Annotated in this window: 9 protein-coding genes; all 9 read left to right on the top strand. The window is 44.2% G+C overall.

Features of this window, described 5'->3' with window-relative positions; all coding sequences use genetic code 11:
* The first annotated feature begins 88 nt into the window (after window positions 1-88).
* The 9 genes from G5B00_RS07970 to G5B00_RS07930 all read left to right on the top strand — a co-directional run bounded on the left by G5B00_RS07970 (window position 89) and on the right by G5B00_RS07930 (window position 15,182).
* Window positions 89-3,352: a SusC/RagA family TonB-linked outer membrane protein gene (locus G5B00_RS07970; protein ID WP_163873179.1), complete on the top strand. Its 3,264-nt coding sequence runs from the start codon at window positions 89-91 to the stop codon at window positions 3,350-3,352.
* A gap of 12 nt (window positions 3,353-3,364) precedes the next feature.
* A complete protein-coding gene (locus G5B00_RS07965; protein ID WP_163873177.1) occupies window positions 3,365-5,011 on the top strand; it encodes a RagB/SusD family nutrient uptake outer membrane protein in 1,647 nt (548 codons plus the stop codon).
* Between the two features lie 39 nt (window positions 5,012-5,050).
* Window positions 5,051-6,319, top strand: coding sequence for an IPT/TIG domain-containing protein (locus G5B00_RS07960; protein WP_163873174.1), 1,269 nt, complete (start codon window positions 5,051-5,053; stop codon window positions 6,317-6,319).
* Window positions 6,320-6,340: 21 nt separating this feature from the next.
* Complete coding sequence (locus tag G5B00_RS07955) at window positions 6,341-7,411, top strand: hypothetical protein (protein ID WP_163873171.1); 1,071 nt, start codon at window positions 6,341-6,343, stop codon at window positions 7,409-7,411.
* A gap of 29 nt (window positions 7,412-7,440) precedes the next feature.
* On the top strand, window positions 7,441-8,427 hold the full coding sequence (locus G5B00_RS07950) for a hypothetical protein (RefSeq protein ID WP_163873168.1): 987 nt from the start codon (window positions 7,441-7,443) through the stop codon (window positions 8,425-8,427).
* Window positions 8,428-8,575: 148 nt separating this feature from the next.
* A complete protein-coding gene (locus G5B00_RS07945; protein WP_205966355.1) occupies window positions 8,576-9,415 on the top strand; it encodes a hypothetical protein in 840 nt (279 codons plus the stop codon).
* Between the two features lie 21 nt (window positions 9,416-9,436).
* Entirely contained in the window at window positions 9,437-11,485 is a 2,049-nt protein-coding gene (locus G5B00_RS07940; RefSeq protein WP_163873162.1) for a sialate O-acetylesterase, read from the top strand.
* A gap of 8 nt (window positions 11,486-11,493) precedes the next feature.
* On the top strand, window positions 11,494-13,875 hold the full coding sequence (locus G5B00_RS07935; protein WP_163873159.1) for an alpha-L-rhamnosidase C-terminal domain-containing protein: 2,382 nt from the start codon (window positions 11,494-11,496) through the stop codon (window positions 13,873-13,875).
* A complete protein-coding gene (locus tag G5B00_RS07930; RefSeq protein WP_205966354.1) occupies window positions 13,872-15,182 on the top strand; it encodes an acetylxylan esterase in 1,311 nt (436 codons plus the stop codon). Before G5B00_RS07935 ends, G5B00_RS07930 begins: the two co-directional genes overlap by 4 nt.
* The last annotated feature ends 59 nt before the right edge of the window (window positions 15,183-15,241 follow it).

Below are 15,241 nucleotides of genomic sequence, written 5' to 3'. Positions count from 1 at the left end.
AAATATTTGTTGCAGTATGGTTTTTGCGTTTTGTGTTTTTTTATTTTTAGAATTTTAACCTGTTTGTAATTAAATAAATCAATGAATTATGAAAAGATATATTTTGTATGTTCGTTTTGTTGTCAGTAACTACTTTAGAAACCAAACTTGGTTAGCTGTGAAGCTGGCTATACTATTGGTGCTGTCTGTTGACATACAAGCCACAGCGGGCAATGTCGTCCCCACATTGATACCCCATGTAGCAGAGTCTATCGGAAACGATAATGTCGTGCTCCAACCTTCCCTGACCATTGTGGGGAGAGTGGTCAATGGGGAAAATGAACCTTTGGCAGGTGTCAGCATAAGTGTCAAATATGGTAAGGCTAATGCCGTGTCCGAAGCAAATGGAATGTATAAAATCACTGTGCCGAATAAAGAATCGGTATTGGTGTTTCGCTATTTGGGCTTTGCTACACAGGAAATAAAGGTTGGCGAGAGGTCGGTGATCAATATCAAGCTGATCGAGGAAAACGCTACATTGAACGAAGTGGTTGTGGTCGGTTATGGAGAAGTGAAAAGAGGGGATCTGACAGGATCGGTTGCGAGTATTCAAGAGGAAGATATTGCAAGTAGTAAGGTGCTGTCTTTTCAGGAAGCTATGCAAGGTAAATTGGCGGGGGTACAGATTTCTTCATCTTCGGGCGAACCGGGCGCTGCTGTAAATATGTCTATACGAGGCGCCAACACCATTTATGGTGCAACGAGTCCTTTGTTTGTAATCGATGGAGTACCTTATGACGAAAATACAGGCGAGGTTGCGCAGGCAAGCGTAGGTAACGGGCAGGCATCCAATCCGCTCGCTTCGCTCAATCCTTCGGATATAGAATCCATTGATGTTTTGAAAGACGCATCAGCTACGGCGGTATATGGATCCAGAGGGGCAAACGGTGTTGTCATCATCACGACCAAATCGGGAAAAGAGGGACGATTCAAAATTGAATATGATGGTCAGTTGGGTGTAAACTCTATCGCAAAGAAAATGAACGTTCTCAGTGCCGATGAATATATCGATTTTCGGGCTGATGTACTTCCAAATTCTCCCTTATTCTTTCGGGATACAAACGGTGATGGTATATATAATCAGTTGGATGATCCCAGAGATCCTTATAGCTTTCCACAGCACGACTGGCAAAAAGAAATGCTGCGCGTTGGGATCTCCCAAAATCACGCTGTGTCTATGAGTGGTGGTACAAAGAATACGACTTTTTCCGGAGGGCTTGGATATTATGATCAGGAAGGTATCATCAGAAACAACGATTATCAGCGCTACACCATGCGTCTGCGCGTCGATCATCAGCAGGACAGGCTCAAGCTGGGCATCAATATGAATACAGCTTATACTGAATTGATGGGTGCCACGCAGAGTGGTGGAGGTATAGGTATTTTTAATGGGATAGTGCAAAATCTATTGATATCCAGACCTTTGGAAGTATATATTCCTAGCTGGGATGTAGAAACTAGCTATAGAAGCCCGCTGACTATGATAGATGATGCTTACAGATTGACACCTACCATGAGAGCCAATCTCAATACGTATGCCGACTACAAAATTACCAAAGATCTATCCTTTCGGGTGTCTTTAGGAGGGTATCTGTCCAGTTCAAAAGGGAAAGAATTCTACGAGAGCTCGACAACTTGGGGCTATATGGAGAATGGTAGAGCCGATGTGCAGGAACGACGGGCTTATTCCTGGACAAACACGAATCAGCTGATTTATAACAAACGGTTTGGAAAGACTTCGCGACTCAATGCCATGCTTGCTTTTGAACGTTCGAAGTACAATTACGAAAGTTTCTCTGTGAGGAATACCAATTTTGCTGACGAATCGACAGGGGTAGATGATATTGGTAAGGGAAATATCGTACAGCGTATTCAATCAGATAGGGACGGCAATAATAGATTATCTTATTTTGGCCGCGTAAATTATACCTTGCTCAATAAACACCTTTTTACAGCGACGTTTAGAGCGGACGGTTCAGATAAATTTGGTCCGGATAACAGATTCGGATACTTCCCGTCCTTTGCTTACGCGTGGCGGATTTCGCAGGAACGGTTTATGAAAGACCAGACCTTATTCAACGATATGAAACTGAGGCTGAGCTATGGGGAGACCGGTAATGAGCGTATTCCGTCTTTCCGCTATCTGGATGCGATGGAAAACTCTTTCTACAACGGACAGCTGGGCTTAGCTCCGAGCAGTAAGGAAAATCTGGATTTGAAATGGGAAACCACTATACAATATAATGCAGGTTTGGATTTTAGCATGTTGAAGAGCAGGCTTTCTATGACGATAGACTATTATAAAAAGCAAACCAGAGACATGCTTTTGCCGGCATATATACCGTCTACAACGGGCTTCTTACGGCAATGGCAAAATCTGGGGCGCGTTGATAATGAAGGGGTAGAACTTCAGATTACTTCTCAGAATGTGAAGTCCAAGAACTTTGATTGGTCAACGAATTTTAATATCAGCAGTAATAAAAATACAGTCAAGTATATGGGTAATGTCGGATTCATTCCGGTGTCGATCGGAGGCGGATGGATTCAGGAAGTGGGTAGGGTGATCGATGGCCATGCTATCGGGAATGCGTATGGATATGTCTTTGACGGGGTGTACCAGATCGATGATTTTACCTGGCAGAATATGAGTGATCCTACTATTCCGTTGGCGGATCGCAACTATGTGCTAAAGCCCGGTATAGCATCAGTCACCGGGATCAATGTGAAGCCGGGTTCATTTAAGTTTAAGGACCTTAATGGAGATGGATTCATTGATCTGGATAATGACAGGACTCCGATCAGCCAAAGTTTTCCGAAGTTTTTTGGGGGAATAAACAATACGGTAAGATATAAGAATTTCGATCTGAACTTCCTGTTTGACTGGTCTTATGGCAATCAGATATTCAATGAGTCAAGGTATAGATTGGAAGGTGGTGTGCTGTCGACCTATATGAATATTACAAAGGATTTTTGGTACAATCGCTGGACACCGGAAAATCCCACAAACGAATACGGAACCTATGCGGATAGAAATGAAACCTCTCAAGTTGCTTCGTCTTATTACGTTGAAGACGCTTCCTGGCTACGACTCAGGAATGTAGGTATTGGTTATCAGATACCAAAGTCGGTATTCAAAGGGAAGACAATACAAGGAGCACGTGTCTATCTGACAGGTTCGAATCTGTACACTTGGACAAAATATACAGGATACGATCCGGAAATAAGCTCCGGACAGGCATTGCTGCCGGGGTTTGATCGGATCTCTTACCCTCGTAGCAGGACGATTATGTTGGGATTGAATGTTTCATTATAAATAAATAGAGCAATGAAGATATTTAAATTATTTGTCATATGGGTATGGGTGCTATTGCTGTCGGCTTGTACCAAGGTGCTGGATACGGAACCATATTCATTTACGACCGGGAAAAATTTTTATAAAACTGCGGCAGAGATCGAATTGGCCTTGACGGGCTGTTATAGTATGATCAATGTAGACGCTGTAGAGGGGGCCGGAGGTCAAGGTGCAACATTTCACATCGTGATGCCTATCATGTTGAGCGCCGGTACGGACGAGTTGATCACGAGAGAAGGATTAAATAATCAGTATTCTCCCTTCGGTCTGTTGAGCTATACCAGTCAGAATGAAAAGATACGGTACAATTGGTTTTATCTGTATGCAGGGATAAATCGGGCCAACTACATTGTCGATAAGATTGCTGCTGTAGAAATGAGTGAGAAAAGAAAAGAGGAGGTAATCGGAGAAGCGCGTTTTTTGAGAGGTCTGTACTATATGTACCTTGCGATGATGTATGGGGGTGTCCCTATACACCTTACTCTGGAGCACGACCCTGCTCTACCACGTCAGCCATTGGAAAAAGTGTATGCACAGATCATAGAAGACTTCAAGTTTGCCTATGAGGTGCTACCCCATCGGGCAGCGATAACAGGTCGGGCCAATAAATGGTCTGCCGCGGGCTTTCTGGCCAAAGTGTACACCTATCTGGGCAGCTGTAAAAAGTTTTCGGTAGGAGCAGACTTGAATTTTGCACTGAATAGTTTTGACTGGGTGGATGAGAATGCTATGTACCAGGAAGCGTTGACCCTGACCACGGATATTATTAACTTCAGTGAGTATACGCTTATCGATAAATATTCCTATTTGTTTTACGAAACTACCAATAGTTTTAAACGGGATGAATCGTTGTTTTCGTCACTGTCGAGCACCAATTCTACATCCGGTAATTATCATGTCTGGCTCTATTTTCAAGCTGTGCAGGGCAATACCAACTCTATGGGTGGAAGTCAAGGGCTTTTTCGTCCCACAGCGGAGATATACCATAAATACGATTTATCGGATAGTAGACTCGACCAAAATCTGTCATTGGCTATGAACACATCTTCGACTACAGAAGTGGTAGAAGGTGTGACCTATTATCTTCCGCGTACGATCAGCCATGGGACTGCAAACGCATTACAGACACAGTTTTATTGCGTGGCTAAATACAGGATGATGGATCCGGCAGAGAAACAGATTAGCTTGTCCAGGTCTTCGGGAGATGTCTCCCTATTACGTTATGCAGATATCTTGTTGTTGCATGCCGAAGCGCTCTATTATGCGAATAGCGATGAGACAGAAGCCAGGGAGTATCTAAAGCAGGTGAGGCAAAGAATAACCTCTTCAGGAACCGAATTAGATGGACTGACCGCAGCTTATTATAAATCTGATTTTATCGAAGAGCTGTTGGATGAGCGTTCCAGGGAGCTGTGCTTTGAAAATTGGCGCAGGATCGATCTGATACGGTTTGGAAAACTGGGCAGTGTCATTGCAGCTATGGATAGAAATGCGTCGTATTGGAATATAGTCGCGCCTATATTGCAGGAAAATTGGGGTTCCTATAGGATATGGTTTCCTGTTCCGAGAACAGAGTTTGACTTAGCACCGAGTTTAGGGGATCAAAATCCACGCTATTAATGGAATGAACAACGTGTCTTTTTCTAAAAAAAGAATAATATGAAAACTTTTAAAAATATAGGTATGAAATTCAATATTTTTTGCTCTATGTGGTTGGTGTTGAGTTATTCTTGTATGAACAAGGATAATTTTCCGGAGCTTTCTCCGATCACGATAACAGCAGTCCATCCGGAGAGTGTACTTCCTGGTGAAACTATTGTGATCGAAGGGAGTGGTTTTAAGACGGCAAGAACCACAGTTGTCATTTTTCCCGGCAATCTTTTGGGTAAGGTCATAGAGGCTTCTCCTACCCAGCTTAAAGTAGAGGTACCCCGCAAGCAGGATGTCAAGGGAGCTATTCAGGTCAGGACGGGAGGAGACAACTATGCCAGCTCTCCACAGGAGTTTAACATCTTACCATACCCCGAGCCTCAATTGAATGCCATGAGCATCATGCAGGGGCCTGTGGGTACGCCGGTAGTTGCCGAAGGCAATTATCTTTCGGAAGCATTGGAGGCATCAGATCTGGCATCCGATATCAGAAAAACCAAAGTGCTGGTCGGAGGTGTCGAAGCCCAGGTAGAACGTGTATCCTTTACAAGCGTATGGTTTAGGATCCCCGAAGGATTGGAGGATGGGCTGGTGCCTGTTACTATTGTTCGTGACGGCAAAAGCTCAGCGCCGATCAATTTTTTGGTAGACCCACGTTTCCTGTTTGAAGATGACTTCGAGCGTGTGCCTATGGACAATTGGGCTACAGCCAACCCACCGATTGGCATTGACAGAAACTGGAGTATCGTGAGTGGACAATGGAAAATAAGTGATTTTGAAGGAAATGGCGTGTTGGAAAATACGACTGGAACCAATATTACATTGGTGAATAGATCTGTCAAAACGCAGATCGATGCCAATAATGATTTTGTGGTGTCCGGATGGGTGTATGCAAAATCTACAGTTTCAAGTGGATGGGTAGGTATAGCGTTTCATGTGCAGGACGATAAGAATCATTATGCTTTGCGGATCAGCGGAAATGGCAATTTGCAGCTGGTACGTATAGTCAATGGATCCGCAGGGGTTGCGGGGCTAAATAGTACCGCTTACCAGAGTCGTTTGCCGGGTCAGAATTTTTATCATTTAGAAGTGACCGCTACGGCTCCTTACACATTTACGGTACGTGTATCGGATATAAACGGTCAGGAAATTTATTCCGGTTCCCACGTCGATGCGAACAGTAATTTTAATGGTGGATATGCCGGCTTTTATGCGACGAGTGGTCTCGGTGGATATTATAATGACTTCAAGATAGAATCCACTACGCCGGGTGATTAATAATTTATAAAAAAACAAGTGATGAAGAACTATAAAAACATAAGAAATATGTATGCGGGACTTGGTGTTATTCTTTTCTCTCTGACCGTAATGTCCTGTACGAAGGGCATCCCTGTACAGATTTCCAATACAAAGCATTATACCGAAGATGTTACGCACGATAAAGGTGTAGATCTTAGTTCCAATCTGGAAACGTTCAATCCGGAAAATCCGGAAAATGTCGTCGAAGGGTTCAGGGATCCGGGGTTTGAAAATGGTGCCTTGCTATATAAACCTGCCGAGGGAGCGTTGGTACAGGATGCTATCTTGGATTTTGGCTACGGAGAAGTTTCTCCTGTATGGACCGTAGCGCAGTGGGCATCTAAGCTTTCTTTGAGCAATAGTGCGCTCGAAATCTCACCCAATGGAGACAGAGCCTACATCAATGCGGCCAAAACCTTAGCGCTTAATCCCGATGGTTCTTTCAAATTGGAGCTGAGGGGTAAATATGAATATGGGAGTACGGTCAGAAAACAAGGTGAGTCCTGGCCGCATCTATATCTCACACAAGCGATTTACCCTGCGGTAGAAATACCGATTGCCAAATGCAACAGTATTTTCTTTTCTTTGGATGCTATACGGGAGTATTGCCACAATTATATGGGAGACGCTATGGATCCATCCTTGCATACAGCCCATATCGTTATTAATTTGATTATCCAGAATAGAAACAGAGAATCTCCGTTGTATGGAAAATACTTCACCTTTCAATTGCCTGTATATGATTACAGGTATGATTTTCCAAAAGGACTCAACCGATATGATACCGGAGGAAAGGAAGTGGTGACCGGTATGCTGATGTACGGGCCTGATGCCGATGAAATCTGGGATGGAACCTTAAAAGATGGGAAATGGCACAGTATCCGAAAAAATCTCCTGCCGATGATATTGGAGGGCTATGCGGTGGCCACACAGGAGGGCGCGTTAATGGAAGGAGCGGATATGGATGATTTTTATTTGGCACAATCTACGATAGGCTGGGAAGTGCCGGGTATATTCGATGCTTCGGTGCGTTTTAAGAATTACAGTATAAAAGCAGAATTGAGGGATTAGAGAGGGGTGTATTGCAATAAACAGCAACAATGACAACCTGTAAAATAACAAGTATAAAAGTGGCATTTACGAGCATATTGTATTTATTGTTCTTTTTATGCCATATCGATGGCGTCTCGGCACAAAAGAGACCAGTAGAATTGATAGAAGACACATCGTTTCAAGGAGGGCTGATGCTGACCCCATTAGATCCAAAGACCGTACAGCAGGGAGGTGGCTTTGCAAAAACCTACCGGGACACTTTGGCATTCTTCAAGCCGGCACCGAGACCGGTATGGCGCCTGTCACAGTGGCACAGTAGATATTCTTTGGAGGACACCAAGCCCGAATATCGTGGTGACGGCAGTATTTTTTATGCAGACAAGACCAAGAAAGTCGGCCTTAGTCCGGAGGGGGTATTGTGGCTGGAAGTGAATGCCAGCGAGGCGTACACAGCTCCGCGGGTAAAGTCGGAACATTGGCCTCACCTATTGGTCACACAGATGTTTGAAAAGAGGCCTCCGGTTGTAGGAGAACTGAAACAGTTGCTGTTTTCGATGGAGATCAAATTGGAGAAATGCGAAAATAAAATGGAGGAAGGAACATTTGATCGTAATCTGCATACTGCTCATACACCTTTGTTCTTTATGATCAGAAACAACAATCGTAAATCGGAGGATTATGGGCAAAAAATATGGTTTGGTATCCCTTCCTTTGATTACAGGCATGTCGAACTGAGAGATAGAGAACACTTAGGCGGCTTGGATAGAGGAACAAAAAGCTATATGTATGACATCCCTCCTCGTGAATTCTGGGGAAACGTCAATCTGCATGACAAACAGTGGCATCGTGGTCAAACAGATTTAGTACCACATATCATGCGGGTTTTGGAACTGTTAAAGGAAAAGGGTATTTTTCTTAATTCCTCACTCCATGACCTTATCATTGATAGGGTAGGTATCGGTTGGGAAGTCCCCGGTACATTTGATGCAGCCTTTCAGATCAGAAATTTAAGTCTAAAAAGAGTAAATAATTAGGAAATAAATGAGACTCAGCAATACATATATTACATTATTTTGCGTATCTACATGCTTTTTGTGTCTTTTTTCAAGTGTCTTCGGTAGTTTATATGCACAGAATAAGACCCGAGAGATTATCCGGGATCCGGCCTTTCAACACGGATTAATGCTCTCTCCCCTGGATCCTGATAGTGTACGCAAAGGGGGAGGCTTTGCCAGGACTTTTAGGGATACATTGCGGTTTGATAAAAATACCGCCGCGCCCGCATGGCGCCTGCATCAATGGCATAGCAAATATTCGTTGGAAAAGACAGTTCCTGCCACGGATGCGGATGGAAATGTGGTGTATGAAAATGAGGGAAAAAAGGTTTCTGTGTCCAGAGACAATGCATTGTTGCTTGAAATAAAGACCAGTAGGGAATGGGACTCTCCCAGAGGAAAAGGAGAGCATTGGCCGCATTTGTTGATTGCACAGGATTTTCCTAAAAAATTTACGGTTATAGGGGAATTAGAGAAGTTGCTATTCACTGTTGAGGTCAAATTGGAGAAATGTGAAAATAAAATGGAAGAAGGTACTTTCAATCCGAGATTGCACACGGCCCATACCCCGTTATATTTTGTGGTGAGAAACGATAATAAGCAATCAGCAGACTATGGCCAAAAGATCTGGTTGGGCATTCATTCTTTTGATTATAGATATCCGGAGTTAAAACATCAGGATAATCTTCGAAAAGATAAAGGGACAAGTAGCTATATGTACAATATACCTCCGAAGGATTTTTGGGGTGATGTCAGTTTTAACGATCACCAATGGCACAGAGGAAATGTAGACCTCTTGCCATATATTATACAGGCTGTAGAAACCGTGCAAAAAAAAGATATATTCAAAAATTCAACACTTGATGATCTGAGAGTTACGGGAATGAATTTTGGTTGGGAGGTGCCTGGCATATTCGATGCGGCTGTACGGATCAAAAACCTGAGCTTGAGAGCTGTATATAAATAGATGTTGATAACGATGATAAGTATGGAAAAAATAAAATCAGTCTATGTCTTTAAAATGTGTTTGATGCTGTTGTTGCTCCCTTGCTCCGTATCGTACGCACAGCAAGTGGAAAAGATCTTGTTCGGCTCGTTATGGAAAACATTGGACAGAAACTGGGTTAATACTTCTAAGGGAGGTTCCAATGCGCTCATCGTCCGCAAGGATATGCGGGAAGACACGCTATGGGAACAGGTCAGCATGGATTTTAGAATGGGAGAGCAAGCTACAGGGAGATACATGTTTGGCGTTGCACTCAATGCAAAAGATCATTCCAGATTTGGTCTGATTCGTTTATTTACCAATAATAATGTCACGAATTTACAAGCTGGTGTATGGGAATATGGTTATTTTAGGGTACATATGAATACGCCGATTGGAAATGTACTTGTACCTGGCGGAACTTACAGGGTAGTCATAGAGCCTAATTTGGATCGTAAAGACTGGCGCCCCTGGGTCGTGAGGCTGATCAATGCACAGGACGGCAAAATACTGTTTGAAAAAACAATAGTCAATACGATGCCTTTGTTTGGGATGGGAATTGCAGGAATATATAATGAAGGAGCAGACGTAGAGTTTCTGGATTATGCGGTCAAAATCGTTCCGGAAGTCAATGTTTCGAACGCTTTGAGACTTGCTCCATTATTTAAGCCCGGGATGGTATTGCAGCGGGACAAAAAGATCCTGGTATGGGGCTATGCAGATTCGAATACGGATGTTACCGTATCGATTGCAGGTAAAAAATATATAGCAAATGCAGATGCTGTCGGAAAATGGAATACATTGATCGGACCATTGGCTGCCATGGAATCGACACAAATGATTGTCACCAATGGAAAGTCAAATGTCATCTTAAACAATGTTGCTGTGGGTGAAGTATGGTTGGCTTCGGGACAATCCAACATGGAAATGCGTATCTGGCAGTCGGATGTTGGGAAGCAATACGGTGTCAGGCAGGATCAGGGTATACGTGTATTTATGCAACCCGGATGGCCGTCAGAAGACCCCCTTTTCAACAGTGGAGGAAAATGGATAGGTACAGATGATGCTGATTTCGAAACCTCTTCGGCTGTAGCCTATAGTTTTGCCAGTGAGTTGAGAAACAGGCTTAAAGTACCCGTTGGGATCATCTGCTCATATTGGGGAGGAACCGGTGCCGAAAGTTGGGTGCGACGGGATGCGATGCGCCATGATGCAGCGACATTGCCCCTTATACAGGATTACGAAGCTGCGGGCGAAGCGTTACGTGAGCGAAAAAAAGTAATCGCAGGACAATTTGCACCCGGTCAGCACAAGGCGCCGGGAATATTATTCAATGGGATGATTTATCCCCATGTACCTTATGGGATTCAAGGAGTACTCTGGTATCAGGGGGAGAGCAATGCCAATCGAGCCACACAGTACCATACCCTTTTCCCCATGCTTATCCATTCCTGGCGCGAAGCTTGGAAGGATCCTGAAATGCCTTTCTACTTTGTACAGCTCCCCAATTATGACGGTGGACAGTCGGGTGCGGACATTCCCAATGCATGGCCGGCAATACGGGAAGCACAACGGCTGACGCTCCAAAAGGTGCCATATACCGGTATGGCTATTACGATGGAGCTGGGAAATCCTCAGAATATTCATCCCTTTTTAAAACAGGAAATAGGCTTACGTCTGTCGAGGCTTGCTTTGCATGATGTTTACGGATTTAAAGATATAGTAAGAAGCGGTCCGTTGTTCAAATCAGTCCGTTTTGAAAAAGGACAAGCATTTGTGCATTTTGATGAAGTAGCGGAAGGATTGAAGCTGCGTAAAGGACAGAAATTACAAGGTTTTGTGATAGCCGGAGAGGACAGGAAATTCATTCCGGCACAAGCTGTCGTAGACAAAGACGGAAATGGTGTCATTGTGCATGCCGATGGTATGAAAAATCCGGTCGCTGTCCGCTATGCTTGGGCAAATAGTGCAGAAGATGCCAATTTGGTCAATAATGCCGATCTGCCTGCATCTCCTTTCCGTACCGATGATTGGGAGCTTTTTGATCAATAATAGAGAGGATGAGATATATTTGGTTAGTGATATTTATTTTCAAGGTGGGCGCTCTTTCCGCACAGTTTGGCAAGCAGGCTTTACCGGATTCGGTCTGGCTGCAAGGTAGGTGGCAGGCGTCATGGATAAGCTGCCCCGGGACATCCTTGAAGGACTACGGTGTTTTTCATTTCAGAAGGGTATTTGATCTGAAAGACAAGCCCGGCAGCTTTGTCGTGAACGTATCGGGCGATCAGCGTTACCGCCTGTTTGTAAACGGGGTGGAAGTCTGTAATGGTCCCGCACGTGGAGATTTGGCCAATTGGCGTTTTGAAACCATAGACATCGCCGAACACTTGACCGAGGGCAAAAATGTATTGGCGGCCGTGGTATGGAATTTTGGAGAATTCACACCTTTGGCACAAATGTCACATCAGACGGCTTTTATTTTGCAGGGGAACACAGCATCCGAACAGATTGTCAATACAGGCAACAATTGGAAGGTATATAAAAATGAAGCTTACCAGGTGCCTTCAAAACGGCCAACCCGATCTGTAGTAGGTGCAGGTGATGAAGTAGATGCCGCTCTGTATCCATTTGGCTGGGAAGGAACAACGTTTGATGACAGCACATGGCTCAAACCCAGGTCTGTCGGAGCAGGATTCCCGCGCGGAAAATTTCCTCAGTGGGATCGGATGCTGGTGCCGCGCAATATTCCGTTTATGGAACATAGGTTCCAACGCATCGCGGAGGTAGAAAGAACAGAAAATATTGTAGTCAGCAATGATTTTCTAAGTGGAAAATCTCCTGTTCAGATTCCGGCCCATCAAAAAGTCAAGATATTGCTGGATAATGTTGTATTGACGACAGCTTACCCTGTGCTTAAAGTAAGTGGAGGCAAAGGGGCTAAAATAACTATCGGCTATGCCGAAGCGCTTGTCGATCAGGAAGGCAATAAAGGCAACCGCAACGATGTGCAGGGCAAGGTCATGGACAGCGATTACCATGATATTTTCAAACCTGATGGTGGTGATGACCGTGTTTTCCAACCACTTTGGTATCGTACATACCGCTACATGGAGCTTCGTATTGAGACCGCGGACTCTCCATTGATGCTGAATGATATACATGCTTATTTCAGAGCGTATCCACTGGAAGAAAAAGGTTATTTCCGGAGCGATAATCCAACACTTTCTTCTATTTGGGATATGGGCTGGCGTACAGCCCGTCTATGTGCCGGAGAAATTTATTACGACTGTCCGTATTACGAACAGCTTCAATATCTGGGTGATACCCGTATACAGGCACTTATTTCGCTCTATGTTTCGGGTGATGACCGTTTGGTAAGGAATGCAATCGAACAGTTTAGGCATTCTCTGTTGCCGGATGGGCTTACACAGAGCCGTTATCCATCCTCACAGCCTCAGGTCATTCCTACGTTTTCTTTGTTTTGGGTCGCTATGATTCATGATTTCTGGATGCATAGAGACGACGAATCCTTTGTAAAAGAGCAGTTGGGCGGTGTGAAAAATGTCTTGGCATGGTACGAGCGACAGGTTGACCATACAGGCATACTTGGGCCAATGGACTGGTGGAATTTTGTGGATTGGTCTTTTGGAAAGTGGAACCCTGTCAAGCCGTTGGGAGGAGTACCGCCCGGAGGTATGGACGGACATTCCGCTATCATCAGTTTACAGTATGCTTATACCCTGCAAATGGCAGCACAATTGTTTAGAAATTTTGGCGAGCCCGAGCTGGCTGCAAAATATGAAAACCAGGCAAAAAGCCTAATGGAGAAAACCTATGCACTTTGTTGGAGTGCAGAGAAAGGCTTATTGGCCGATACCCCTGCCAAAATAGCATTCAGCCAGCATGCCAATATCATGGGACTATTGGCCGGAGCGTTTGATAACAGACAGCAGCCCCAACAGGTCATGAAGAACTTGTTAGCTGCCCAGGATATCGTTTCCAGTACCTATTATTTTAGGTTTTATTTACATAGAGCCCTGGAGAAAGCAGGTATGTCAGAAGATTACTTACAACATTTGTATCCCTGGGAGGAAATGTTGAAGAACGGACTGACGACCTGTGCAGAAAGGCCAGAACCGACAAGGTCCGACTGTCATGCCTGGAGTGCCGCGCCAAATTATGACTTCCTGTCTCTAGTGAGTGGGATCAAACCTGCATCTCCCGGATTTAAGACAGTACGTATCGCGCCGCATCTAGGGACATTGACACACATAGAAGCAAGTATGCCGCATCCTTATGGTGCGATAAAAATGAATTTGAAGAGAAAAGGAAAGAAAGGTGTATCGGGTACCATCGAATTGCCGGATAATCTTTCCGGGGTGTTCGAGTGGGAAGGAAAAACCATACATTTGACACCTGGTATACGCAAGATTGAAATATGAGGAATTACAAAAAAGCAATGGGTTTGAATATGGGCGGTATAGCCAAAATAAGTTTTTGTCTTACAGTCTTATTGTTGTGTTGGGGGCCGCTTTTGCAGGCGCAGGAGGAATTCAATTACGATGAATCCAAGGTCGGGGCATATACCCTGCCTGCTGTGCTGGAGCTGTCTTCCGGTAGATTGGTTTCGGGAAATAAAGACTGGAAAAAGCGGAGAACTGAAATCATAAAGCTTTTTGAAGATAATGTATATGGAAAGTTTCCTAAAAAAAGGTCAAACATTCATTTTGAAACGCTTAAAATAGACAGGCATGCCCTGTCGGGAAGGGCAATATCCAAACAGGTAAGGATATACTTTACCAAAGAGAAAAAGCAGCCCTATATGGATATGATTTTGTATCTGCCGGCGAAAGTCACAAAGCCTGTGCCGGTATTTATCGGTCTGAACTTCAAAGGAAACCAAAGCATTGATGGCGATAGTGCGATCATGCTATCCGAGAAGCATCCTGAGCTGCTGAAATATACAAAAGCAAAGGAACAGCAGCTTATCCGTGGAGAGCAGGCCGAAAGATGGGAGATAGATACGTTGATCGGTAGAGGTTTTGGAGTGGCATCGGCTTATTACGGTGATCTTGAACTGGATTATCCCGAGGGATGGAAAACAGGAATAAGAACGACTTTAAAAGAAACATTGGCGATCCAACCCCAAGAGTGGAGTGCAATCAGTGCCTGGGCGTGGGGGTTGAGCAGAATGATGGATTATTTGGAAACAGATCAGCAGGTAAATAAAAAACAGGTTATCGTGACCGGACATTCACGTTTGGGTAAGGCTGCTCTATGGGCAGGAGCAAACGATACGAGATTTGCCGCTGTGATCTCCAACAATTCGGGAGAAGGTGGCGCAGCTTTGTCCAGAAGGTGGTTTGGTGAAACCATTAACCGGATCAATACGAATTTTCCGCATTGGTTTGTGGACAGGTATAAAACGTACAATAACAACGCGACAGCACTTCCGGTGGATCAACATATGCTGTTGGCATTAATCGCGCCACGGCCTTTGTACGTGGCTAGTGCTACCGAAGACCTCTGGGCAGATCCCCGAGGAGAGTTTCTCAGTGCCAAAAATGCCGAACCGGTCTATAGTCTTTTTCATAAAAAAGGTTTGGGGGTAGTGGATATGCCTGCCACCGATACTTCTGTCGGAGAGACTGTTCGCTATCATATCCGGACAGGGAAACATAATATTCTATTGTTCGACTGGCTCCGGTATATAGACTTTGCGAATGAAAATCTGATTAAAATCAAGTAGATATGATAGTAATAGATACCAGATATGGATTAATTAATACCATATTTAAAAAAGTATAA

Source organism: Parapedobacter sp. SGR-10 (assembly GCF_011030405.1).
Classification (GTDB): Bacteria; Bacteroidota; Bacteroidia; order Sphingobacteriales; family Sphingobacteriaceae; genus Sphingobacterium.
This window is presented reverse-complemented; position numbering and strand designations above follow the sequence as displayed.